General features: G+C 69.7%; 16 protein-coding genes and 1 pseudogene. 12 read left to right on the top strand and 5 right to left on the bottom strand.

Annotated elements, in window-relative coordinates; all coding sequences use genetic code 11:
• Positions 1-41 precede the first annotated feature (41 nt).
• The 9 genes from FZP69_RS02600 to FZP69_RS02560 all read left to right on the top strand — a co-directional run bounded on the left by FZP69_RS02600 (position 42) and on the right by FZP69_RS02560 (position 8,198).
• The gene (locus FZP69_RS02600; RefSeq protein ID WP_152039822.1) at positions 42-1,067 is read left to right on the top strand and encodes a lysylphosphatidylglycerol synthase transmembrane domain-containing protein; all 1,026 of its coding nucleotides are present in this window, start codon (positions 42-44) and stop codon (positions 1,065-1,067) included.
• 205 nt (positions 1,068-1,272) lie between these two features.
• Positions 1,273-1,728 carry a 30S ribosomal protein S19e gene (locus tag FZP69_RS02595; protein WP_152039821.1) on the top strand — a complete coding sequence of 152 codons (456 nt, stop codon included), beginning with the start codon at positions 1,273-1,275 and terminating at the stop codon, positions 1,726-1,728.
• Positions 1,729-1,821: 93 nt separating this feature from the next.
• The gene (locus FZP69_RS02590) at positions 1,822-2,190 is read left to right on the top strand and encodes a DNA-binding protein (protein ID WP_152039820.1); all 369 of its coding nucleotides are present in this window, start codon (positions 1,822-1,824) and stop codon (positions 2,188-2,190) included.
• Positions 2,190-2,786, top strand: a complete 597-nt coding sequence (locus tag FZP69_RS02585) for a DUF7411 family protein (protein ID WP_152039819.1) — start codon at positions 2,190-2,192, stop codon at positions 2,784-2,786. The genes FZP69_RS02590 and FZP69_RS02585 overlap by 1 nt, the downstream gene beginning before the upstream one ends.
• Before the next feature lie 59 nt (positions 2,787-2,845).
• Positions 2,846-3,727: a DMT family transporter gene (locus tag FZP69_RS02580; protein ID WP_152039818.1), complete on the top strand. Its 882-nt coding sequence runs from the start codon at positions 2,846-2,848 to the stop codon at positions 3,725-3,727.
• Positions 3,728-4,294: 567 nt separating this feature from the next.
• The gene (gene hisS, locus FZP69_RS02575; protein WP_152039817.1) at positions 4,295-5,593 is read left to right on the top strand and encodes a histidine--tRNA ligase; all 1,299 of its coding nucleotides are present in this window, start codon (positions 4,295-4,297) and stop codon (positions 5,591-5,593) included.
• Between the two features lie 287 nt (positions 5,594-5,880).
• On the top strand, positions 5,881-6,384 hold the full coding sequence (locus tag FZP69_RS02570) for a universal stress protein (protein ID WP_152041488.1): 504 nt from the start codon (positions 5,881-5,883) through the stop codon (positions 6,382-6,384).
• Between the two features lie 226 nt (positions 6,385-6,610).
• A complete protein-coding gene (truA, locus tag FZP69_RS02565) occupies positions 6,611-7,480 on the top strand; it encodes a tRNA pseudouridine(38-40) synthase TruA (RefSeq protein ID WP_152041487.1) in 870 nt (289 codons plus the stop codon).
• Between the two features lie 58 nt (positions 7,481-7,538).
• Positions 7,539-8,198, top strand: a complete 660-nt coding sequence (locus tag FZP69_RS02560) for an HAD family hydrolase (protein WP_152039816.1) — start codon at positions 7,539-7,541, stop codon at positions 8,196-8,198.
• A gap of 21 nt (positions 8,199-8,219) precedes the next feature.
• On the opposite strand, the gene FZP69_RS02555 is transcribed toward FZP69_RS02560, so the two are convergent.
• Positions 8,220-9,620, bottom strand: a complete 1,401-nt coding sequence (locus FZP69_RS02555; protein ID WP_240137434.1) for a M28 family metallopeptidase — start codon at positions 9,618-9,620, stop codon at positions 8,220-8,222.
• A 204-nt stretch (positions 9,621-9,824) separates the two neighbouring features.
• On the opposite strand from FZP69_RS02555, the gene FZP69_RS02550 reads away from it, so the two are divergent.
• Positions 9,825-10,718: a DUF5806 family protein gene (locus tag FZP69_RS02550; RefSeq protein ID WP_152039815.1), complete on the top strand. Its 894-nt coding sequence runs from the start codon at positions 9,825-9,827 to the stop codon at positions 10,716-10,718.
• An 84-nt stretch (positions 10,719-10,802) separates the two neighbouring features.
• Here the strand turns inward: FZP69_RS02550 and FZP69_RS02545 are convergent, their stop codons facing one another.
• Complete coding sequence (locus FZP69_RS02545; RefSeq protein WP_152039814.1) at positions 10,803-11,600, bottom strand: helix-turn-helix transcriptional regulator; 798 nt, start codon at positions 11,598-11,600, stop codon at positions 10,803-10,805.
• Between the two features lie 128 nt (positions 11,601-11,728).
• Here FZP69_RS02545 and FZP69_RS02540 point away from each other — a divergent pair, with 128 nt between their 5' ends.
• Entirely contained in the window at positions 11,729-12,148 is a 420-nt protein-coding gene (locus FZP69_RS02540; protein WP_192918434.1) for an ester cyclase, read from the top strand.
• Between the two features lie 18 nt (positions 12,149-12,166).
• Here FZP69_RS02540 and FZP69_RS02535 read toward each other — a convergent pair whose 3' ends face one another.
• The gene (locus tag FZP69_RS02535; RefSeq protein WP_152039812.1) at positions 12,167-12,697 is read right to left on the bottom strand and encodes a DUF7529 family protein; all 531 of its coding nucleotides are present in this window, start codon (positions 12,695-12,697) and stop codon (positions 12,167-12,169) included.
• Positions 12,698-12,795: 98 nt separating this feature from the next.
• Between FZP69_RS02535 and FZP69_RS23190 the strand changes: the two are divergent.
• Positions 12,796-13,068, top strand: a pseudogene (locus FZP69_RS23190) (ATP-binding cassette domain-containing protein); the annotation flags it as partial.
• Between the two features lie 38 nt (positions 13,069-13,106).
• Here FZP69_RS23190 and FZP69_RS02525 read toward each other — a convergent pair.
• The gene (locus tag FZP69_RS02525; RefSeq protein WP_152039810.1) at positions 13,107-19,073 is read right to left on the bottom strand and encodes a SpvB/TcaC N-terminal domain-containing protein; all 5,967 of its coding nucleotides are present in this window, start codon (positions 19,071-19,073) and stop codon (positions 13,107-13,109) included.
• Between the two features lie 2 nt (positions 19,074-19,075).
• The gene (locus tag FZP69_RS02520; RefSeq protein WP_152039809.1) at positions 19,076-22,666 is read right to left on the bottom strand and encodes a Tc toxin subunit A-related protein; all 3,591 of its coding nucleotides are present in this window, start codon (positions 22,664-22,666) and stop codon (positions 19,076-19,078) included.
• Positions 22,667-22,790: the final 124 nt, after the last annotated feature.

The raw sequence follows: 22,790 nt of genomic DNA, 5'->3' as shown, positions 1-22,790 counted from the left end.
GCTTTCGGAGCCTTAATACACTCGCTCCACCACGCGCCGGTATGGGCCGCGAGAACCTCCGTGCGACCCTTGTCGGGTTCGCGGCGACCCTCGCGGTGTTCGCCGTACTGTTCTACACCGCAGGCGTCGACGACCTCGTTACGCAGCTCACGACGGCGGACTCGCGCTACGTGGGGCTGGTCCTCCTCGCGACGCTGGGGTGGCTCGCCGCGTGGGGGGGCGCGCTCAGGACCGTCCTCGGCGTCCTCGGCGTCGAACTCTCGCGAGTGCGGTCGTTCTTGGTGTTCAGCGGGGCGATGTTCTCGAACAACATCACGCCGTTCGGGCAGGCCGGTGGCGAACCCGTCACGGCGCTCCTCATCAACCGCACAACCGACGCCGAGTACGAGACTGGACTGGCCGCCATCGCCAGCGTCGACACGCTCAACTTCGTCCCGTCGATCACCATCGCGCTCGTCGGCGCGGGCTACTACGCCACGGAGGTGACGCTCGGCCGGCGGCTGGAGTTCGCCATCGGTGCCGTCGGCATCCTCGCCCTCGTGGTGCCCTCGCTCGTCTACGTCGGCTGGACCCGCCGGTACGAACTCGAACACCGGATCGTCGACGCGCTCATCCCGCTCATCCGTGCGGTCGCCCGCGTGGTTCCGCGGGTGTCGGTCCCGACCGCCGAGGGGCTCGAACAGCGCATCACGGGCTTCTTCCGCGCCATCGAGCGCATCGCGACGAACCCCCGAGGGCTGGCTATCGCGCTCGTGCTCTCCGCCGTCGGCTGGGGGTTCCAGATGGTCGCGCTCTGGTTCGCGTTCGTCGCCATCGGCGAGCCCATCGCGTTCTCCATCGCGCTGTTCGTCGTCCCCATCGGCGCGATCGCGGGCGTCACGCCGCTTCCGGGGGGTGCCGGCGGGATCGAGTGGACGCTCGCCATCCTCATCGCCGCCGCCTCGCCGGCCGTCGGCTTCAAGATCGCGACCGCGGGCGTGGTGCTCTTTCGAGGGTTCGTCTACTGGACGCCGGTCGTGCTCGGCGGGACCGTGCTCGGGACGACCGGCATGGGGAGTCGGTTCTGAGTCGCCGCCGAGCCGCGTCCGAGACGCCGAGCGCGGCCGGCACGAACGCGCACGAATCCGAAAGCGCGGCGGACGGTCACGACACACAGCGCTCGAAGCCGGAACCTCCCTAAAACCGCCGCAGGCGGCTCAGGGGGCGTGTGAGACGCCCACACCATCGGTCTGATACGATGGGTTTAAACGCCGTCCTCGGGAACTACTGCCCATGGTAACCCTCTACGACGTCCCGGCAGACGCCCTCATCGAGGCGGTCGCCGCGGAACTCGAAGACCGGATCGAGCCGCCCGAGTGGGCGAACTTCACGAAGAGCGGATCGGGCCGGGAGCTCCCGCCACAACAGGACGACTTCTGGTACGTCCGTGCGGCGTCGCTCCTCCGGAAGATCGCGATGGACGGGCCGACGGGTATCGACCGGCTGGCGACGGAGTACGGCGGAAAGAAGCGCGGCTCGAGCCGCTATCGCGTCGCGAAGGCGAGTAAGTCGGACGGGTCGAAGAAGATCATCCGCGTCGCCCTCCAGCAGCTCGAAGAAGAGGGGCTGGTGACGACGGTCAAGGGCGAGGGACGCCGCATCACGCCCGAGGGGCAGAGCTTCCTCGACTCCGTCGCCGGCGACGTGCTCGGCTCGCTGGACCGTCCCGACCTCGAACGGTACGCCTGAACGTCGCGTCCGCCGGTTTCGTCGGACCGGGGAGAGAACACGCGAGCTGAGGGGTCCGTAACGGTTTTTTGTCGCTACCGCGAACACGAGCGTATGAGTGGCAGTCCAGACGACGACCGGCTCGAAGAGCTCCGCGAGAAGAAGATGCAGGAACTCCGAGAGCAGCAGCAGGGCGGCGGCCAGGGTCAGGGGGCCGTCGACGAGGAGGCGCAACAGGCCGCCCAGGAACAGGCGGAGGCGCAGAAGCAGGCCCTGCTCAAACAGCACCTCACCGACGGGGCGCGCCAGCGGCTCAACGCGGTCCAGATGTCGAAGCCCGACTTCGCCGACCAGGTCGAGCGCCAGCTGGTCGCCCTCGCCCAGAGCGGTCGACTCCAGCAGCGCATCGACGAGGAACAGATGAAGAACCTCCTGAAGGAGATGCAGCCCGACTCGAAGAGCTTCGACATCCGACGCCGGTGATGGAGCTCGCCCTGTTGTACAGCGGCGGGAAGGACTCCACGCTGGCCGCGCTCCTACTCGACTCGTTCTACGATGTGACGCTCGTGACCGCCTGTTTCGGCGTCACGGAGGACTGGCGTCACGCCCGCGAGGCCGCCCGTGCGCTCGGCTACGGCTTCGAGCGCGTCGAACTCGACCCCGACGTCGCGCGGGAGGCCGTCGACCGCATCTACGACGACGGCTACCCCCGGAACGGGATCCAGCGGGTCCACATCCACGCACTGGAGCGGGTGGCCGAGCTGGACGTCACCGCGATCGCCGACGGGACCCGCCGCGACGACCGGGTCCCGACCGTCTCGCGCGCGCAAGCACAGTCGCTCGAGGACCGCTACGACGTCGACTACCTCTCGCCGCTGTCGGGGTTCGGACGCCGCGCGATCGACCGGCTCGTCGAACGCCGGCTCGACGTCGAGTCGGGGCCCAGCGCGGCGGTGCCGAAAGCCGACTACGAGTCGGAACTCCGCGCGCTGCTCGCCGAGGTCCACGGCGACGCCGCGGTGAGTGAGGTGTTCCCGGACCACACCCAGACGCGCGTTCGCGGGCTGAAAGAGCGGTAGCACCGGCCGCCCGTGACGAACCCGAACGTCTTTGGCCACCGACCGAAGACGCGCCACTGATGGTTCTCGTCTCGCCCGGCATCGCCTACGCCGTGGTCGCCGCGTTCGTCTGGGGGACGTACATCTTCGGCCTGAAACGCTACTTCGCACGCTACCCAGGGACCGTGCTGACCGTCGTCGTCAACGCCGCCGCGATCCTCTGGTATCTCCCCCTGGCCGCCTCGCGGGTCCGGACCGTGGGGCTCTCCCCGTTCAGCGCGTTCGGCGCGAGCGAGGCGGGGGTGGTCGTCGGCACCGTCCTGGCGACGGCGGCGGCGCTCCTGCTGTTCCTCCGCGCGCTCTCCGTAGGGGAGGTGTCGTACGTCACCCCCATCAACAAGATCGTCCCCGTCTTCGTCCTCCCGATCGAGGTGCTGTTCCTGCACCAGCGGCTGACGCCCCTCCAGGTGGCCGGCGTCGTCGTCGCCACGCTCGCCGTCTACGTCGCGAACTACCGCACCGGGAGCCTCCTCGACCCGCTTCGGAAGGCCGCGACCGCCCGCCCTGCACAGCTCGCGCTCCTGAGCGCCGCGTGTTACGGCGTCAGCGATGTGGGCAAGCGACTCGCCCTCCAAGAACTCGGTCTCCAGCCCGAACTCTGGGTGCCGACGCTCCTCGTCGGCGTGCTCGTCGTCGTTCTCCCCCTGGCACTCCGCGAGTGGGTGCCCGTGCGCGAGGACCTTCCGAAGTTCGTCGCCGCCGGCGGGGGCGTCGCCCTGGGCGAGCACGTCACCTCACTCGCGTTCCAGCAGGTGGCGGCGAGCATCGCCTCGCCCATCATCAACACGCAGGCCATCGTCGCGGTGGTGCTCGGGGGGATCGTGCTTCGGGAACGCGCGTTCGCGACCAGACTCGTCGCCGCCGCGCTGGCGGTCTGTGGCGTGGGTCTCATCGCGCTGTGAAGGTCGGAGGACGGGTGTCTGTGGTGACACGGGAGGACAGTCGTGCGCCGAGTGGGACAGTGCGTGTACGCGTCTCTGAATCGTGACCGGGTGTCGGTCGGGAACACGAGAACGGTACCAGTGACAGCCTCTACGACGAGAAACCCGTTCAGTCCCCTCCCGAAGATCTCGTACGCCGTCGTGGAAGCCGAAGCCGCGAACGGGCGAACCGAGCACACGAGACGGGATGCGGTGGCGCGTGACGGTCGCGGCTCCGTCCGCGACACGCGCGAGGGACGATCGAGCGAACGCAGTGAGTGAGGGAGTCGGCTGGGGAGGTCTGTGGCGTCACCGCGCCCGTGCGTCGTGCGGTCGTCGTGCTGTCGGACGTGCTCACTGTGTCTCACTGTTGGACGTGCCCACCGGACTCCGCGAGTCGTGCCCAACCAAGTCGGACGCCGTCACACCGAACGCGAGCGAACGTCGCACAACCACGCACCGGGCGCGAACGAGTGTCACACGTCCGCACGCAGAACGCGAACGAGCGGGATGTGAAAGCTTTCAAGCCCGCCTCGCAAACTTCCGGCCATGTACGACCGACTCAAGGGGTTTCGTGACTTCTACCCCGGGGAGATGGCCGCCCGGCGGGAGGTACTCGACACCGTCGAGGACGCGGCCGCCCGCTACGGCTTCCGCGAGGTGGGGACGCCGGCGCTGGAGCGGACGCGGATGTATGTCGACAAGAGCGGCGAGGAGATCGTCGACGAACTGTACACGTTCGAGGACAAGGGCGGACGCGACGTGGCGCTCACTCCCGAGCTCACCCCGACGGTGGCGCGGATGGTCGTCGCCCGCGGACAGGAGCTGTCGAAGCCGATCAAGTGGACCTCGACGCGACCGTTCTGGCGGTACGAGCAGGTCCAGCAGGGTCGTTTCCGCGAGTTCTACCAGACGAACGTCGACGTCTTCGGCTCCGCGGAACCGGAGGCCGACGCCGAAATCCTCGCGGTGGCCGCCGACGCGCTCACCGGCCTCGGGCTGTCGGCCGACGAGTTCGAGTTCCGGGTCTCCCACCGCGACATCCTCGGTGGCCTCCTGGAGTCGTTCGACGAAAGCGTTCACGTGCGCGAGGCCATCCGCGCCGTGGACAAGAGCGCGAAGGTCGAGCGGAACGAGTACTACGACCTCCTCCACGAGGCGGGGCTGAGCTACGATCAGGCTCGAGAGTTCGACGACCTGCTCTCGGCAGAGGACCTCGACGCCCTCGTCGAATTCGCGGGGACCGACCGGGTCGAGGCCGCGGTCGGGAACCTCCGGGCCGTCCTTGACGCGACCGAGGACCTCGGCGTTCGCGAGTACTGTACCCTCTCGCTGGAGACGGCGCGGGGGCTGGACTACTACACCGGCGTCGTCTTCGAGTGTTTCGACACCACCGGCTCGGTTTCGAGGGCGGTGTTCGGCGGGGGCCGCTACGACGACCTCATCGAGTCGTTCGGCGGCCAGCCGACGCCCGCGGTGGGCGTGGCACTCGGCGACGCGACGCTCCAGTTGCTCTGCGAGCGGGCCGGCGTCTGGCCCGCCGAGGAGCTCGCGACGGACTACTACGTCCTCACCGTGGGCGACACCCGCGAGGTCGCCGCGCGGATCGCCCGCGACCTCCGCGACCGGGGACACGTCGTCGAGACCGACCTCGCCGACAGGGGGTTCGGCTCGCAGCTGTCGTACGCCGACTCGATCAACGCCCGGACGGTCGTCGTCGTGGGGGAACAGGACCTCGCGAACGACGAGGTGACACTGAAGGAGATGGCGACCGGCGAGCAGACGACCGCGCCCGTCGACGACTTCCCGGGCGACCGCGACGCGCCCGGCTACGACGACTTCGCCTGACGGAGACGGGACGAGTCGGCTGCAGATCCGACCCCGGCGACGTCGCCCGATGGTGTCGGTCCGACGGGCACGCACGGGCGGACGCCGTGGCGGTCGACACCGACCTCGGCCACACGATCGACACCGACCTCGGCCACACGATCGACACCGACCTCGGCCACACGATCGACACCGACCTCGGCCACACGATCGACACCGACCTCGGCCACACGATCGACACCGACCCCGGTCTCATCGCGGGGGAACCGGCGCGGGTGTTTAACACCTCCGCGGTCGTCCCCGTCAACATGTACGAGACGATACTCCTCCCCACCGACGGCAGCGCCCCGAGCGAGGCCGCCCGCGAACACGCCATCGGCCTCGCGGCGGCGTACGACGCGACGCTCCACGCCATCTACGTCATCGACGACAAGGCGCTCCGCGCCGCGCGAGCCGACTCCGATGTGGTCCTCGCCGGCTTCGAGGAGCAGGGCGCGTCCCTCGTCGGCGACGTGGCGAACGCGGCGGCGGACGCGGGCGTCGACTGCGAGACGGCGGTCCTCCACGGCCACCCTCACGAGGTCATCACCGACTACGCCGACGAACACGGCATCGACCTCGTCGTGATGGGAACGCACGGGAGACACGGCGTCCAGCGGTTCCTGCTCGGCAGTGTGACGGAGCGTGTCGTCCGGAGCAGCGCGGTGCCCGTCCTGACCGTCCGGGGCGAGAAGCGAACCGACGCGGACGACGCCGAAGCCGAAGTCGAGACCGAAACCGATGGCGGGAGCGACGCCCTGGGCGGGGTCTGACGCTCCGGCGGTGATCTGACGCGCCTCGGCGGACTCAAGTGTCGGCCGCGAGAAGGGTCCTCCGATGGCCGAAGACGGCGGGAGCGTCGACGGAGCCGTGGAGGTCGACGCGTTCGAAGGTTCTGGGGGCGTCGGATCCCCTGGAAGCGCCGACGAGAGCGGCGGCCGCGGAAGCGACGGGACGCCACGGATCACGACCGACGACCCCTCCGGGGGAGAAGACCGGATGCGAGCGTTCCGGATCGCCTACGACGGCCGGTCGTTCTACGGCTTCCAGCGCCAGCCCACGGTCCCGACCGTCGAGGGGACGCTCCTCGACGCGATCAGGGCGCTCGGGCTCGCCGCAGAGGACGACCTCCCACCCGGCTACGCGGCGGCGGGTCGGACCGACGCGGGCGTCTCGGCGCTCGCACAGACGGTCGGGTTCCGCTGTCCCGCGTGGTGTTCGCCGGCCGCGCTGAACAGCGAACTCCCGGCCGAGGTTCGGGCGTGGGCTCGCGCCGACACCGGAGCGGGGTTCCACGCGACGCACGACGCCGCCAGCCGGACGTACACCTACTACCTGCACGCACCGGACGCCGACGACGGCCGCGTCGCCGCCGCGGTGGCGGCGCTCTGCGGCGAACACGACTTCGCCAACCTCACCCCCGACGACGAGGGGACGCTCCGGGAACTGCGCGCGATGGTCGAGCGAGAGGGGGCGTTTCTCGTGGTCCGGTTCGTCGCCGGTGGGTTCGCCCGCCAGCTGGTCCGCCGGGCCGTCTCACTCGTCCACGCCGTCGGCGAGGGCGAGCCGCTCGCGACCGTCGAGCGGGCCCTGATCCCGACACCGCTCGCCGGGCCGGACGGGATCCCACCCGCGCCCGCCGAACCGCTCGTGCTCACCGCCGTCGACTACCCCGAGCTGTCGTTTTCGGTCGACGACGAGGCGGCAGCGCGGTCGAAGGCGCTGTTCGACGACCGGGTCGTCGACGGACTCGTCCGTGCTCGGGTCGCGGGGCACATCCGCGACGGACTCGACGGCGGCCCCGTGGAAGACATCCGAGACAGTGACGGCGGTCCGGCGACGCGACACAATAGCACACAGGAACGGTAGGCCACCCCCAGTACGGCTCGTAGCAAGAGACTGGGAGGCTCGTCGACCTGTGGAGCGTATGGGGTACGACGCGATCATCCTCGACAACGAGGGCGTCCTCACCGAGCGGACGTCGAGCGAGGTGTGGCGGGCGGCGGCGCGGGCGGCCTTCGCGGCGTTCGACGTCGACCCGACGACCGAAGGGATCGACAGCGTCGTTCACGGGGGACTCGGTCGGATCAGGCGCGTCTGTGACGTCCACGGCGTCCCCGCCGAGACGTTCTGGCCCCGACACGAGGCGTGCGCCGCGGCGGCCCAGCGGGAGGCGCTCGAGACGGGGCGCAAGTCGCTGTACGACGACGTCGACGCCCTGTTCGACCTCGACTGCGACCTCGCGATCGTCTCGAACACGCAGCAGCGCACCGTCGACCACGTCGTCGAGGCGTACGACCTCGCCGAACGCTTCGCGGTCCGGTACGGCCGCGAACCGACGCTCGATGCCGTCCGCCTGACGAAATCCTCCCCACACTACCTCGAACGCGCCCTCGCCGATCTCGGCGTCGACTCACGGGACGGAACCGCGCTCTACGTCGGCGACAGCAACGTCGACGTGCTGGCCGCCCGCCGGGCGGGCATCGACTCCGCGTTCGTCCGCCGACCGCACCGCGCGGACTACGACCTCACCGCGGAGCCGACGTACGAGATCGACTCGCTCGACGACCTCGCGCCCCTCGCTTGAGCGCCGTCGAGATGGGCCCGCTCAGTCCCAGTCGTCGGGCCACAGCCCGGCCGCGCGCATGCCGGGTTCGAAGTCGATCGCACGGAACCGTTCGGCGAGCGCGTCGCGGTCGAGACGTGCGGGCCCTCGACCGGCGAGTTCGCGGACGAGCAACGCGGTCAGCATCGCGTGTTCGTGGAGCACCCGGCTGTCGACCTTGTCGCGGGTGTCCGCCGCGGTGTGGCCCCAGCCACGGCCACGCTCGCCGCTGTCGGCGTGTAACTGGAGCGCCGGCACTCCCCGGCGGACGAACGGCCACTGGTCGCTGAACGGGTGCGGCTCCGTCTCGATCTGGATCGGATGTCCTGTCGCCTCGGCGACAGTCTCGGCCACGTCGCGGCTGTCGGCCGACGCGTGCGTCATCGCGACGAGGTCGCGGAACCGCCCCGCGCCGTCGACGTTGACGACCGCCGCGATCTCGTCGCGGTCGACGTCGGCCGCGAGGGACTCCGCACCGACGAGGCCGGTCTCCTCGCAGCCGACCGCGGCGACGCGGACGCGGCGTGGGAGGTCCATCGTGGCGAGGATCCGGGCCGCGCCGACGACGCACGCGACGCCACAGGCGTTGTCGAGCGCGCCCTCGCCGACGTCGTGGGCGTCGTAGTGCGCCACGAGGAGCAGGTCGCCGTCGGTCGTCCCCTCCCCAGCCGAGTCGTCGTCGGTCACCGCCTTCGGTCCGGGCCCGAGAACGCCGACCACGTTCTGGCTCTCCGCGGCGTCGGTCCGTGCCTCGACAGAGAGCCGGACCCGCCCGGCGTCTTCGTTCGCGGTCCCGTCTCGGGCGGCGTCCGTCAGCCAGTCACCGGTCTCGCGGGAGACACCGACGGCGGGGATCTCGGCCTCGCGGTCGAACCGCAGGCTCCCCGTCGGGGGCAACTGGCCGGGGACGTGGTTGACGAAGACGAAACCCACGGCACCGGCGTCGACCGCGCTCCCGTACTTCTCCATGCGGTGGACGAAGCGGCTCTCACCCGGCGTGGTCGTCGAGGCGACGACGACGGCACCGGAGACGTCTCTGGCATCGGTCTCGGCCGGGGTCCCGTGGCCGACATCGACGAGGTCGGCCTCGACGTCGCCCGACGGTGAGTACGGGAGGGCGACGCAGTCGAACGCTCGCGGCGACGACCCCGAGCCCGATTCAAGGAGTTCGAGACGACTCTCGCCGCGCGTCCACGCCTGCGTCGGGAACCGTTCGAGCGAGACGTCGCGGACGCCCGCCCGCTCGAACGCGTCGGCGACGACCGACGCCGCCGCCCGCTCGCCGTCGGAACCGCCGAGTCGCCCGTCGATCCGGCTGAGGGCGGTCACCACGGACCACGGTTCGTCGTCGACCCACGCGCGACCGAGCGCCGCGGCCACGTCGTCGGGCAGGTTCGGGTTCACAGTCGCGAGTCGGGACGGAACGGGATATACTGTCGGTCGTCTCGGCGGGGATGCGAGCGACCGACGGGGGTGGTCGGTGAGCCGATAGGACTGCCCGTTGGCGGGCACGAACCCGGCGTAGTCGGGACGTGGCGTCCGCTTCCCGACGGACGGACGTCTGACACTCCCGACACGCTTTTCGCTCGGCCGCGGGAACGAGAGGGCATGAGCGACGACCCCGCCGCGACGAACGGCGAGGAGCGAGAGACAGCGGCCGATGGTCTCACGGAGAGAGACGAGGCGGCCGAAGGGACACGACAGGCGGACACGGCGACGCCGAGGTCGGGAGACGCGGAGGGAGCGGACGGAGCCGAACGCGAGGTCGTGTCCGACGTCGAGGCGGTCGAATCGACCGCGACCGGTGGGGACGCGATCGACGGCGAAGCGAACGACCGGGACGCGACCGACGGCGAAGCGAGCGACCGGGACACGGCCGACGGCGAAGCGAACGACCGGGACGCGACCGACGGAGACGCGTCCGTCGACGAGACCGACAGTGAGACGCACGATGAGGACGCGGCCGGGAGCCGGGAGCCGACCGACACCGACCGACCGCCCGAAGACGTCCGCAAGTACGAACGGTTCAAGAAGGTCGACGGCGCGCAGTACGACCGCGTCAACGACTTCCTGCGGGAGCGGACGTACATCACCGCCCGCGAGTGGGCGATCGCCCGGCTGTGTGCCGACTTCCGGACCGAGACGGGCGTCGAGATGACGAAGATCGGGGACAACCTCCCTGAACTCGTCCCGTTCATGACCGACACCTACTCCCCGCAGGCGGTCAACCAGGCGCGTCACGCCTTCCGCGACAAGGTGAGAAAATCGGGCGCGACGTTCCTCTACGGCGCGATGTGCGGCTTCTTCACCGCCGAGGAACTGGACGAACTGATGTACGAGGTGTCGGAGATCGCCAAGTTCCTGCTCGAGGTCGAGGGCGTCGATCTCGCGGTCGCCGAGGAGTTGGGTGCCGAGGAGCGCATCTCCAGCGTGATGCGCGAGGTCCGCGAGGCGAGTTCCGAACTCCGGGCGGAGGATCTCTCACAGGCGTCGGACGACTAGCACGCCTGGCAGCGGTGTGCGGCCGGCGTGGTCGTGCGGGAACGGTTCCTACCGTCGCCCGCTCACACCCCCGTCGTCGGATGGTCAGGCCGTGGCGAGTTCCGTGGGTTCGAGCGGCTCCGCCTCGGCGCGGAACTCCTCGAAGACCGACGACGCCCACGAGACGACGGCGGGCTCGTCGGACTCGAGGAGGCCCTGGACGACGGTCTCGGTCCCGTCGGATCCCTCGCCACACAGCCAGACGAGGGCCGTATCGTCGGCCACCTGGAGGTTGAGTGGGACGTCACCGTCGTACAGCCACGTCCGGTGGGCGACGTCGCGCCAGACGGTGAGCCGGTCGGGGTCGGTGAGCGACTCGACGAACGAGCGCTCGACGACGCCCTCGAAGGTGAGGCCGCCCTCGGCCACGCGGTCGCGGGTGAGTCGCATATACTCGGGTGGGGCGTTCTCCGTGAGGCTCCGGTACGTGTCGGCCTCACGGAGCAGTGCGAGCGCCCGGTCGTGAGGCGCGGTCGGGTTGTCCGGCGTCGGGTACGTCAGGTCGGCGTCCCGGAAGTGACGGAAGTCGAGGTCGTGGAGGGGGTCAGGGAGCCACTCGAAGGCGTCGTCGAGGTGCTGCATTCCTTCCGTCCGCGCGAGGTAAGAGCGGAACGCCGTGAGCCGGGCCTCTCCGCTTGGGGTCACCCAGTACCGACTCCCCTCGGAGCCGACCCAGTGACGGTCCTCGGCCTCGTCGAGGGCACGGGCGACTGTCGACCGTGCAACTCCCGTCTCTACTTCCACCTCCCGTCGTGTCGTCGCACCGTCGGCGACTGCCGCCAGTACCCGGATACGGTTCGAGGAGTTGGCCAGGAACTGTATCTCAGCGATAGCGTCTTCCATGCAATATGGTACCACACGTCAGGACAAAAAACTCGCCACCGGCGACACCGCACTCGGCCGCTGTTCACGCCGTGAGAGACCTCCCACGGCGTAACGCTACACGGCGGTGGGTCGAAGTGCGGACGACCATGGCAGAACACACCGACGACGCCGAACGTGTCGCACGGGCCTACGTGGAGATGTGGAACGAGGGGGACGACTCACGGATCGCCGACCTCGTCTCGGAGTCGTTCGTTCACGTCGACCCCGACGGCGAGGAGTTCCACGGGCGGGACGGATTGGCGGCGTTCATGCGGGCGGTCACGGACGGGTTCTCCGGCTTCGAGGTCCAGCTCAGACGGATGATCGCCGAGGGGGACGTGGTCATGTACGAGGCCGACGTGACGATGACGCACGACGGGGAGTTCCAGGGCATGCCACCGACGGGTGAGACGGTCGAGTTCACCGAGATGGCGACCGTCCGAGTCGCCGACGGCACCGTCACCGAACACCGGGTGTACTACGACAAGGGTGCGGTCCGCGACCAGTTGGTGTCCGCCGCGGCCTGAAGACGGACGGCGGCCGACTCACTCGTCCGTGGACTCGGGCAGAATCAGTTCCGGTCGCTCCTGGCTGAACACTACCCGGCGGTCGTCGGCGAGCGGTCGGACGAACAGGTCGATTCGCCCCCGCTCCAGCGTCCGTCTGGTCATCTCTCGTGCGTCGGCCGCCCGGTAGTACAACGGGACCAACACGGCGAGTTCGCTCGCCGTGGCCTCGACGGCGACGACGGCGAAGACGACGCTTCCGGCCTGTGCGCGGTAGGCGTCGTAGCTGTCGAACGTCGCGTCTTCGGCCTCGCGTTCGACCGTCTCGAACTCGTTGTCGGGGACGAGGACGTCGAGGCCGACCCGGTCGTCGGCGAGCGCATCGCCCCCCGTCGCTGGCGGGAGCGGGGTGACGTCGCCCGGGTGGAGTTCGACGACGGTCCAGCCCTCGTCTCGATAGTCCGCGGCGGTCGCTTCCATGTCGTCGAGGACCGCCTCCCAGCGGTCGACGGCGCCGGCGAGGGGGTGGTCCGCACCGCCGCCGACGTCTCCCGACCTGTGTCCGTTCATACGGCCACCTTCGGACGACGCCGGCAAATAAGCGTTTGTTTCACTCGCACGTTCGACGAGTCAAAACTAGTTCCGTCGCAGGTATCGACATAGAGGGGATGCCCCCCGTACTCTCGCTGTCCGATCTCAGGACGCAGTTTTCGACCGAACGGGGCCAGGTCAAGGCAGTCGACGGCGTCTCACTCGACATCGACGAGGGCGAGACCGTCGGACTCGCCGGCGAGTCCGGGAGCGGCAAGAGCGTGACGGCGCTGTCGGCCATGGGACTGGTCGACGACCCCGGCCGGGTCGTCGGTGGCGAGGTGACGCTTCGCTCGAACGCGCTCGCCGAGACGTTCCGCGACCGCTACACGAATCCAGCGTTCGTCGACGTTAACCGGGGAGTGCAACGGTTCGTCCGGGGCGGGCCTCAGAGCCAGGCCAGATCGCCCCACGGCTCGCGCCCGCTGCCGAACCGTGGCCCCTCCTGCGAATACGCCCACGTCTCCCAGGGGTTGTTGAAGTAGGCCACGTCCTCGATGTCCTGACCGAGGTCCTGATCGGTGAACAGACCGATTCCGAAGCCGACGGCGGCACCGGCGACCAGCCAGCCGGCGTAGACGCCCTGGAACACCGGGCCGAACACCCGGCTCTGCATCACGTGGAGCTGTTCGTGCCGATAGAGGTCGCCGCGGTTCCCCTGGAGGTTGCTGATCACGTTCCCCTGGGTGAACGCGTAGTCGCTCTTGACCGCGACCCCGCCGTCGTAGATGTGGTGGTTCGACCGGTGGCTGTCAGCCGCGGCGTAGTTCCCACCACCGTAGAACGTCCAGTTGACCAGGTGGACCATCACGCCGAGCGAGGTGCCGACGAGCCCCCACGTCGAATCGGAGAGGAAGTCGGCGAACCCGGAGCCGTCGCTCCAGCGGTAGATCTGTGTGGCGCCGCTGATGTACCCGTTCAGCGCGCCGAAGACCCCACCGATCGCGGCGCCGACGCCTGCGGGGAACCCGAGGACGCCGAAGACGAGGCCACCGGTCGCGGCGCCGAGCGCGCCGCCGGCGACGCCGAGCAACCCGGCTTCGAGCCCACGGAGCATGCTCTGTCCGAGGCTGTCGCCCTGGCTCAGGCCGTAGACGGTGCCGCCGACGAACCCGACGGCGAAGCCGGCGGCCGCGCCGATCGCGACCGCGGCGAGGAACGCGAACTTCCCCGTCGGGTCCCTGAACCGCATCGGGTTGTTCACAGCGTAGCTGTACGCGTTCAGCCCCTGTGGATGTCCGATCGCGGGCTGTGGGTTCTCGATGATGAACCAGTCCGGCGTGATGAATCGCCCGAGCTCGGGCGCGTAGTACCGGTCTCCGAACTGCGTGAGGCCGAGGCCGTCGTCGGCATCTAGCCCGATGTACCGGTCGTGCTCACCGTTTGGTCGGAGCCGGCGGCCGAACGGCGAGTACACCTGCTGGTGGACGACGGTCCCGGTCGGGTCACACGCCGCGACGATCGACCCGAGATGGTCAGTGAGCACGTGTGCCGTCCGGGAGTCGTCGTCGCCGGCGGGGGTGGTCCGCACGGCGACGGTGAGCTCTCCGATGGTGATCGTGAGCCGCTCGCCGTCGGGACCCGTCCGGTAGCGGTCGCCGACGTACGTCGTCGTCCGGGTTTCGGTGTCCTCGGTCACGGTCTTCGAGACGCGGTTCCCGTCGGCGTCGTAGTCGAACGTCACGGCCGTTCCGTCGGCGCGTTCGGCTGCGACGAGCCGGTCCCAGATGTCGTACTCCAGCGACTGCAGGTCGCCGTAGCCCGTCACCCGGCCGCCGGCGTCGTACGACACGGAGGTGGGACTCCCGTCGCCGGCGCGCGTGAACGCCGTGAGCCGACCGGCGTGGTCCGCGTCGGCGTACCGCATCGGACCGTCCATCGACTCGTCGTTCCGCGTGAGGTCGCCGGTCGGGGTGTAGGCGTACTCGTCGCGGCGGTCCGGCTCGCCACCGGGGTCGCCACGGCGCTGTTCGGCGGCAGTGAGCCGGAACAACCGGTCGTACTCGAACCGACGGTCGAGCGTCTCACCGCCGAGGTCGTCCGTGATCGCGGTCACGTTCCCGCCGGCGTCGTACTCGTAGTCGAGCGACCGGAGCGTGTTCCCGCTCCCGTCGGTGAGCGTGGCCGCGGTCATGTCCTGCTCGACGTGGTCGTACGTGTAGCTCGTCGACGCGCTCCCGGCGAACTGGACCTCGGTCGGCCGCTCGTGGGCGTCGTACGTCACGCGGTCGACGAACCCGGAGGCGGAGACTGGTGACCCGTGGTCGCCGTAGTCGTACGCCACCCGGGTCCCGTCGGGGTACGTGATCGCGGCGAGGTCGCCCTGCACGGTGAACTCGCGTCCGACCGCGAGTTCGGGATCGTCGCCCGCGCTGACGGTCCGTTCCGTCCGGCGACCGGCGGCGTCGTACCCGAACGAGACGGTGACGTCCCCGTCGGTCGTCTCGACGAGTCGCGTCCCGTCGTACGTCTTCGTCCGGACGGTCGTCGGCTCGGCCGGATCGGTCTCGTCCACCGCCTCGACGAGACGCCCCTGGTCGTCGTACCGCATCGACAGGCGGTGTCCGAGGGAGTCCGTGCGGAGCCGCCGGTTGTCGGCGGCGTCGTACCAGAACGTGCGTCGGCCGGCGTCTGCGTGGTCGATCCGGATCGGGTTCGGGGAGCCGGCGTACGTGTACTCGGTGGCGACGCGGCCGGTCGCGTCCGTGATCGAGACGATGCGTCCCCGGAGGTCCCGGTCGTACGTCGTGACGTTCACGTCCCCGTCACCGGTCGGGCGTTCGACGCCGGCGAGGTCGCCGCGGGCGGTCAGCCGCTCGACGATCGGCGGGTCGCTCGTCGACACACCGGGCTCCCAGCGCTCGATACGGTCGGGGTACCGCTCGATCCGGACGGCAGTCCCGTCGGCCCGCTCGACGCGAGTGAGCGAGTCCGTACTGTCGTAGTGGTACGCGGTCTCGCCGTCGGTCGGCAGGTCCGGGTGATACTCGAGCGTGTCGACGAACGCGTTCGGGTACTCGAAGCCAGTCTCGCCGCGGACGGTGTACGTGCTGCGGCGACCGACGATCCACCGCGTCGAGCCGTCGGCGGCGACGTTTCCGGTCCGGACCTGCTGGAGGCGGTTGCCCCGACCGTCGTAGAACTCCTGGGCGACGTCGACACCCGACAGCGTCGCGGCGTCCACGTCGAGCAGGTCGTCGGTCGCCCAGCCCGCCTCGCGTGGCTCGTAGCTCGTCGCGCTCGGTGGCTGCGGCGGCGACGCCGTCGGATCGCCGTAGTCGACGGTGAAGGCACCGGTCAACGCCAGGCTGCCGTCGCTCGTGGTCTCGTGTTTCGCGCGGAGGCGGCCGAGCGGGGAGTAGTCGTAGCGTGCGGCGGCGCCCTCGGGATACTCGATGGAGGTCGGCTGGCCGGTCCGCCGGTCGTACGTCGCCGAGACCGTGCCCTCGTCGGCCGTACCGACGGCCTGGAGCAGCCGCGTCGGGAAGCCCTCGTCGTCGTACTCGATCCGGTGTTCGACCCCGAGCGACTCCCGAATCCCGACCGTTCGGCCTGCGTCGTCGAACTCGACCGCGGTCGCCTCCCGGTAGTATCCCTCGCCTTCGTGCGTGAGCCCCCACGACGGGTCGATCTCGTCGGCGTACCCGTCGGGGAGCGCCCAGTCGGCGAGCACCAGTTCCTGTTTCCGCGTGAGGAGACCGCTCGTCGCCTCGCCCGCCGGTAGCCCGTGGAACGCCTCGCCGTCGTAGAACCGACGGGTGTGTGCGTGCAGCCGGCCGTCGCCGTCGCGGACCGTCTCGCTCGCCCGCAGTCCCACCAGCCAGTCCGCCTCGTTGTCGACGTAGCGCATGCGGCGGTCGCTGACGGCCGCCTCGCCCGCGGGCTGGTCGTCGAAGCGACTACGACGGACGCGCCGTGTCACGTTCCGGTACTCGTCGTACTCGTACTCGGCGACGTCGATCCGGTCGGGTTCACCCGGCGCGTGGATCCGGGTCTCGGTGCGCGTTCGCTCGGGGACGTGGACGAACCGGTCGCCATCGACGAACGCCAGCCGGGCACGGTACGACATCGTCGCGCTCCGGGTGCGCGTGCGCGTGCCATCGGCGGCGATCTCGTACGTCTCCGTCGTGAGCGGCCGGCCGTGGAGCGCCCGCGCCGCCGCACGCTCCTCCGGGGACTGGCCGGCTGACGGCGCGGGATCGACCGGGTCGCCCTGCTCGAAGGTGGTCACCTGCTCGACCGTCGGCGCGTGGTCGTCGCCGACGATCCCGAGTTCGACGCGCTCGAACCCGCGGAACTCGCCGGCCGCGGCGTCGTAGTGGCCGCGGTGGTACCGGAGCGTCGTGCGGCGGACGGTGTCTGTGACCGTGTCGGTCTCGACGTACGCGTCCACGACCTGGACGGGGAACGGCAGGTAGGAGTCCCACTCGTCGCCTGCCTCGCGGTCCGCCACGCGGGCCGCGGTCGTGGTCGTGTACTGGATCTCGGTCCGGAGTCCGGTGCCGTCGTCGATCTCGGCGAGCAGGTACGGCTTGGTCTCCCCCCGGAGGTCGAGGTGACGGAGCGACGTGCCGCCGGCCGCGCCGTCGGTCGCGCTCCAGACCAGGCCGCGCGTCCCGGTCCCGTTCAGGTCCGTCAGATGCAGCGCGTCCACGTTCGGCGGGGGCACGAACGGCACCTCGAACCGCTCGCTCCAGCCCGCACCCGTCCGGTTCAGCCAGTAGTAGACCGTGTCGCCGTCGACGTACAGGAGGTCGGTGGTGCCGTCGCGGTCGAGATCCGCGAGGAACAGGCGCTCGTGGTCGAACCCTCCGGGCATCGACGGCGGATGCGTCATCTCGACGCGGTTACCCCAGATGCCCCGGCCGTAGTGTGGCCAGTACGCGACGTGTCCCGACTCGACGACGGCGACGTCAGAGAGCCCGTCGCCCGTGAAGTCCGCGACGTACACGAGTTCGGAGCCGAGATCGACGGTCGGGAGGGGTCCCGCCTCGCCGTACTTCGAGACGGCCTGGGGCCGCGACCACCCCTCGCCCTCTCGGTTGTACGAGAGCGTGTACCCGCCGGGGCCGGACTGGAGGAGGTCGACGCAGCGGTCGCCGTCCAGGTCGGTCACGCGGGAGTCCGTCGCCGAGAGGTCCAGCGGCACCGTCTCCGCGTAGACGGTCGGCCGCTCGACCCACGAGCCGTCGCCCGCGTTCCGGACGATCGTCCCGATGCCACGGGTCGTCCGGAAGAGGTCCACGGCGCCGTCGCCGTCGAGATCGCCGAGCGAGACGCCACGCTGGCCGAGTTGCATCCCGTACGGCTGGATCGGGACAGACCGACGCGTGCCGAACGTCCCGTTGCCCCGATTCGGCCAGACGTAGTGCCCGTCGTCCGCCGTCTCGAGAAGGTCGGGGAGACCGTCGCCGGTCATGTCGACGAGCGTCGTCGACGGGTCGTCGAGCGGTGGCAGGCCGTCACGTGACGAGACGCGCTCGTATCTGGCGGCGTCGGCGTCGTGGCCGGTGTAGGACATCGTCACCGGGGGGAGCGTCTCCCGCTCGCCGTCCGGCCCCGTTCCCGTCTGTTCGATCTTCGTCAGGAGCGAGACGCCCGAACCGTCGGCCTGTTCGTACCCGAACTCCCAGCGCGCGATGGTCGGCTGATCGAGCGCATCGCTCTGGAGGTCGATTGCCGAACACCGTCGGGCGGTCCGGACCTCGAACCCGCCCCGGCCGGCCCGGAGGACGTCCGGGCGCGGCTCGTACTCGAACGTGACCCGGTAGATTCCCCACGAGACGGCCGAGAGATAGGCGGCGTTCCCGTCCGTCTCGTACTCGTACGTGATCGTGTTCCCGGCCGGGTCCGTGTGCTCGGCGAGTCGCCACGAGAGCGTCCGGCTGCCGTCGTCGTCGGTGACCCGGCTACCCGCCGTCGTCCCGAGTTCGAAGCGGTCGCCCTGCTTCGTTCGCACGATCCAGCCGCCGTCGCCGCGGCTGATGTGACGGGCCTCCTCGTCGCTCCGCGGGCGGTACCGACCGTCCCCGACGGGGACGAGCACCGAACCTCCCAGGACGAACTCGTCGGTGCCGTCGTACTGCGGGACGCCGTCGTCCGTCCGTCGGCTCACCGCCATCGTGCCCGCGATCGACCAGCCCATCCCGAGCACGCCGTTGCCCGTCCCCGTCGAGTACTCCAGGGAGAGGTCCGGTTTGGGACCAGTTGGACTGTCGGGCACCTCGATCGGAACCGAGTAGTTTCCCGTCCCCCGCAGCAGGTCGGGCTGGAAGCGCTCCCCCAGGCCACGGATCTCGCCACCGCCCTCGGGGAGCGAGACGACCTCGCCGAGGACACCAGACGTTGCCTCCATCGTTACCCCGGATACTGGAAGCCGTACTCGGTCAGGACGAGCACCTGGTCGATGGCGTCGGGATCGAGTCCACCCCCGTCGTCGGCCAGCTCACTCCCGTCCGGCGGTTCGACCACGAGCGACCACGTGCCGAGCACGTCGCCACCGAGCGCCTCGGAAAGCGACGTGTTCGCCGCGTCGACCCGACCGTCGGCGTCCGTCGTCACGGTCACCGGCTGCTGTCCCGGGAGAGTCACCGTCAGGTCGACGTCGGACGCGGCCACGTCGGCCGCCGTCTCGAGGACGACCGACAGCCGTTTCAGGGTGAACCCCTCCTGAGTTCTGGGGAGGTGGGCCGCCGTGAGCTCGTACGTCAGTTCGCGGTCGTCGAGCATCGCGTACCACGACTCCGGGAAGTCGTACCGGGGCTGGAAGTCCCTCGCTGCGGTCAACTCGCCCGGAAGCGGCTCGCGCGACTCGACCGACTCCGCCAGGTCGGCGTCGTACTGTGCCTCGTAGTAGACGACGAGCCGGACGTCGCGGATGCGACGGAAGTCGAAGTTGTTCGCCCGCTGCGGGAGGTCGATGTGCCACGTCGTCGCGACGCCGTGCCCCTCGAAGAGCCCGTACTCCTCGGGATCCGTGCGGAACACGAACCGGTCCTCGAGCTCCTCGTACTCCGAGAGCGCGAGCGTGTCGGCGCTGTGGACGCGCACGTCAGCCCCGCCGTCGGCCGTCCGGTAGCGCGAGAATCCGCCACTGCGAAGCGTGCCCTGGACGCCCGACGACGGCACGAGCCCGGCGATCTCGAGCTCGACGGCCTGTACCCGTTGCCCGTAGAATCCCGGATGGCGACGGTCGAAGTCGTACAGCATCGTCTCGAACGACAGCTCGCCGGTCTGCTGGAACTGGTGGAACTGGAACGGGTAGTCGTTTGCGAGCGAGACGACGTCCTTCAGCCGCGAGGCCTTCCCGCCCGTCTCCGTGACGAGCCGGTGGGAGAACGCGTCGATGTCCGACAGGAGCGCGTCCGAGCCGAGTAGGCCACCCTGGTCGCCGATCCCGTAGTCCGAGCTGATGATGGAGTGGTCCGTGTCGTTCTCGAAGTTGTACGCCCGCTCCATCAGTTTCGCGACCTCGACTGCCCGGTCGTGGTAGGTGCGTGCGAGGTCACGCATGAACTCCGCCATGTGCGCCCACACCTCGGGCGTGAACGTCTCGTTCTCGAACGCACGGATCGCGTCCCGCGCGAGGTCGACGCGTGTCTCGGCTGCTTCCCGCTCGAGGCGTGCGGCCTCCTGGCGGTGTCTCGCGACGTCCAGGCGGTCTTCGGCGATCTGTCTGGATTCGCGGAGCTCCTCCGCGTCGTTTTCGAGCCGTTCCAGCTGGTACTCGTAGGACTTCTTCCCGCCGAGGTAGGCCATCGCGGCGTTCAGCTTGCCGGGCGAACCCGAGATGGTCTCGCCGTCCTCGAACTTCTGCGCCAGGTCCCGGATCTTCCCCTCTCGCCAGTCGTCCCGACCCGCCGCACGGGCGGACTCGGTCCGGTACTGCCACCAGCCGGCCGACCGGTAGTGGTTGCGTTCGTCCTTCGCGTTCCGGAGCCGGGTTTCGGCGAGATCTCTGGACGATTCGTAGACGTCGGTCTCGTCCTCACTCGCCTGGTGCCGTTCGCGCGCGACGTCGGCCTTCTTCTCCGCCATCTCCGCGGTCTGTTCGAGCTCGCGCCGCCTCGCCTCCTCCTGTTCGGCCCGGGACGCGAACTCGACGTACGACCGCTCGGCCTGGATGCCCTGCTTCGCGAGCGTCCGCGCCACGCGTCGGAGGTACTCGAACGTGTACGTCGGGAGGAACGTCGTCCCGTAGAAGTCCAGCCCGGCGTTGAGGTACTGCCAGCGTGCCCACACCGTCAGGATCGGGGAGGCGATCGAGGGATCGACGTCGATCGATCCCGGATCGTCGAGGTTCTCGACGACGGTCGTCGCCTGCGCTCTCGGCTTCTCGAACGCATCCCGCTGGTAGAGCGGGGTGTCGGGCGTCGTCCCGTCGCTCGCGAGGAGCTTCCGGTAGACCTCCATCGCCCCCTCGAGGTCGTCCTCGCGGTAGATCGAGTCGCCCCACTGCTGGACGTTCTTCGCCAGCTTCCCCCAGAGGTTCGTCGCCTCCAGTTCGCGGTTGAGGTACCGATAGTCCGCCGCCTTCAGGTAGTACGCTTCGGCCCGGGCGTACTCGCCGAGCTGTCGGTGACAGTCGCCGAGCCCGACCGGGACTGCGAACGCGTAGACGTGCGTGAGGTACAGCGACTGGCTCGCGGGGTGCTCGGGCCACATGCGGAGGTCGTCGAGCGTCGACGTCTCGACGCGCGGTCCCAGGAGCGTCTCCATCGCCTCGGCCGCGTCGGGGCGTTTGCCGCCCGTCCAGGTGAACGTCTGGATCCCCTGCCCCGCGGGCACCGCCAGCTCCCAGGAGTCGGCGTCGCCGTCCCGTGGCACCGGGACGCCGGCGACCCCTCCCTCGGGCCAGCGGATGTTGAGACGTTCCGGGTCGCGTTCCTCGACGAACGTGAGTGTCGAGGGGTCCGTGGACGGCAGGATCGTCCCCGGATCGACGCGCAGCGACGACGACGGGCCGCGTTCCTGCGGGCCGGTCGTCCCGCCGGGGAGCGACCCGCTCATCGGGGTGAGGTTCGGCATGGTGAACACACCTTCGGGGGTCGGAACGGAGCCACCGATCGGCTGACTACTGCCCGTGCCGCTGCGTCCACGTTCGCTGCCACTACCACGACCACCGCCACCGCTGCTGCCACCGCCGGTGTCGAGCGCGCGGGCGTACACGTTCGCCGCAGCCTCGAACTGCTCCTCGGCCGCACGGCCCCGTTCCAGCCGTGACAGTGCTGCCCCGCGATTGTGCCGGGCCTGCGAGAGTCCGACATCGTCGTTCGTCTGCGAGAACAGTTCCTCGGCGCGGGCGGCCGCCTCGTCGGCCCCCTGGTCGTCGTTCGCCATCGCCAGCGCGGTGCTGAGGTTCAGCGCGGCAGTCGCGGCCGTCTCCTTCTCCGCGGCGGTGGTCGGGTTCTCCAGTCGGGACAGCACCCCGCGGAATCGCTCGATCGAGCTACCGACCGCCCCCTCGTTCAGCTTCTCGAGTCCCGCCTGGATGTCCACGTTGAGGTCCGCGATCGACGGGTCCTGCCCGCGGAATCCGACGGTCTCGAGGTCGAGAGTGTCCGAGGAGAGCTTCGTCTCCGGAGCGATCGCCGGGGAACCCGCCGTCTGGTCCAACAGACGGATGTCCTCGGCCAGCTGGAGGCCACTGTCCATGATCGCGAGTTCCACGTCCCGACCCATCGGGAGGTCGAGGTCGTCGTACCCGACGTACCAGGGAGCCGAATCACGCGGATCGACGAGCTCGAACGTCAGGGACCGGGCACGTTCGTACCGGTCGATCGACCGTCGGTACTCCCCGGCGGCGTAGGCGTCGCGGGCGGCCCCGAGCGCGCTTCTGATCTCGTCGATCCGGCGGGCTGAGGCGTTTTCGGGCAGTTCGACTCCGAGAGTGGGCCGGGCGACGTGGAGCGTCGAGACGTAGTTCGACGGGTACTGCAGTCCTGTCATAATACCGTTGTTTTCAATGGCCCTACAAATAATACTACGGATATGCTACCATACCGCACATACTTGTCGACGAGTTATACTGTTCGTGGCGACTGTGCCCCCGCGTGGATCCGCAGTGCCGGCC

It is taken from the genome of Salinigranum salinum, assembly GCF_009176545.1.
Lineage (GTDB): Archaea > Halobacteriota > Halobacteria > Halobacteriales > Haloferacaceae > Salinigranum > Salinigranum salinum.
The sequence above is the reverse complement of the archived record's forward strand: the minus strand, read 5'-3'. Positions and strand labels throughout refer to the sequence as shown.

What these genes read in the sequence shown, in the direction of transcription:
- FZP69_RS02600 (WP_152039822.1), top strand. Translation starts at nt 42, where the DNA reads ATGGGCCGCGAGAACCTCCGTGCGACCCTTGTCGGGTTCGCGGCGACC.
- FZP69_RS02595 (WP_152039821.1), top strand. Translation starts at nt 1,273, where the DNA reads ATGGTAACCCTCTACGACGTCCCGGCAGACGCCCTCATCGAGGCGGTC.
- FZP69_RS02590 (WP_152039820.1), top strand. Translation starts at nt 1,822, where the DNA reads ATGAGTGGCAGTCCAGACGACGACCGGCTCGAAGAGCTCCGCGAGAAG.
- FZP69_RS02585 (WP_152039819.1), top strand. Translation starts at nt 2,190, where the DNA reads ATGGAGCTCGCCCTGTTGTACAGCGGCGGGAAGGACTCCACGCTGGCC.
- FZP69_RS02580 (WP_152039818.1), top strand. Translation starts at nt 2,846, where the DNA reads ATGGTTCTCGTCTCGCCCGGCATCGCCTACGCCGTGGTCGCCGCGTTC.
- hisS (WP_152039817.1), top strand. Translation starts at nt 4,295, where the DNA reads ATGTACGACCGACTCAAGGGGTTTCGTGACTTCTACCCCGGGGAGATG.
- FZP69_RS02570 (WP_152041488.1), top strand. Translation starts at nt 5,881, where the DNA reads ATGTACGAGACGATACTCCTCCCCACCGACGGCAGCGCCCCGAGCGAG.
- truA (WP_152041487.1), top strand. Translation starts at nt 6,611, where the DNA reads ATGCGAGCGTTCCGGATCGCCTACGACGGCCGGTCGTTCTACGGCTTC.
- FZP69_RS02560 (WP_152039816.1), top strand. Translation starts at nt 7,539, where the DNA reads ATGGGGTACGACGCGATCATCCTCGACAACGAGGGCGTCCTCACCGAG.
- FZP69_RS02550 (WP_152039815.1), top strand. Translation starts at nt 9,825, where the DNA reads ATGAGCGACGACCCCGCCGCGACGAACGGCGAGGAGCGAGAGACAGCG.
- FZP69_RS02545 (WP_152039814.1), bottom strand. Translation starts at nt 11,600, where the DNA reads ATGGAAGACGCTATCGCTGAGATACAGTTCCTGGCCAACTCCTCGAAC.
- FZP69_RS02540 (WP_192918434.1), top strand. Translation starts at nt 11,729, where the DNA reads ATGGCAGAACACACCGACGACGCCGAACGTGTCGCACGGGCCTACGTG.
- FZP69_RS02535 (WP_152039812.1), bottom strand. Translation starts at nt 12,697, where the DNA reads ATGAACGGACACAGGTCGGGAGACGTCGGCGGCGGTGCGGACCACCCC.
- FZP69_RS02525 (WP_152039810.1), bottom strand. Translation starts at nt 19,073, where the DNA reads ATGGAGGCAACGTCTGGTGTCCTCGGCGAGGTCGTCTCGCTCCCCGAG.
- FZP69_RS02520 (WP_152039809.1), bottom strand. Translation starts at nt 22,666, where the DNA reads ATGACAGGACTGCAGTACCCGTCGAACTACGTCTCGACGCTCCACGTC.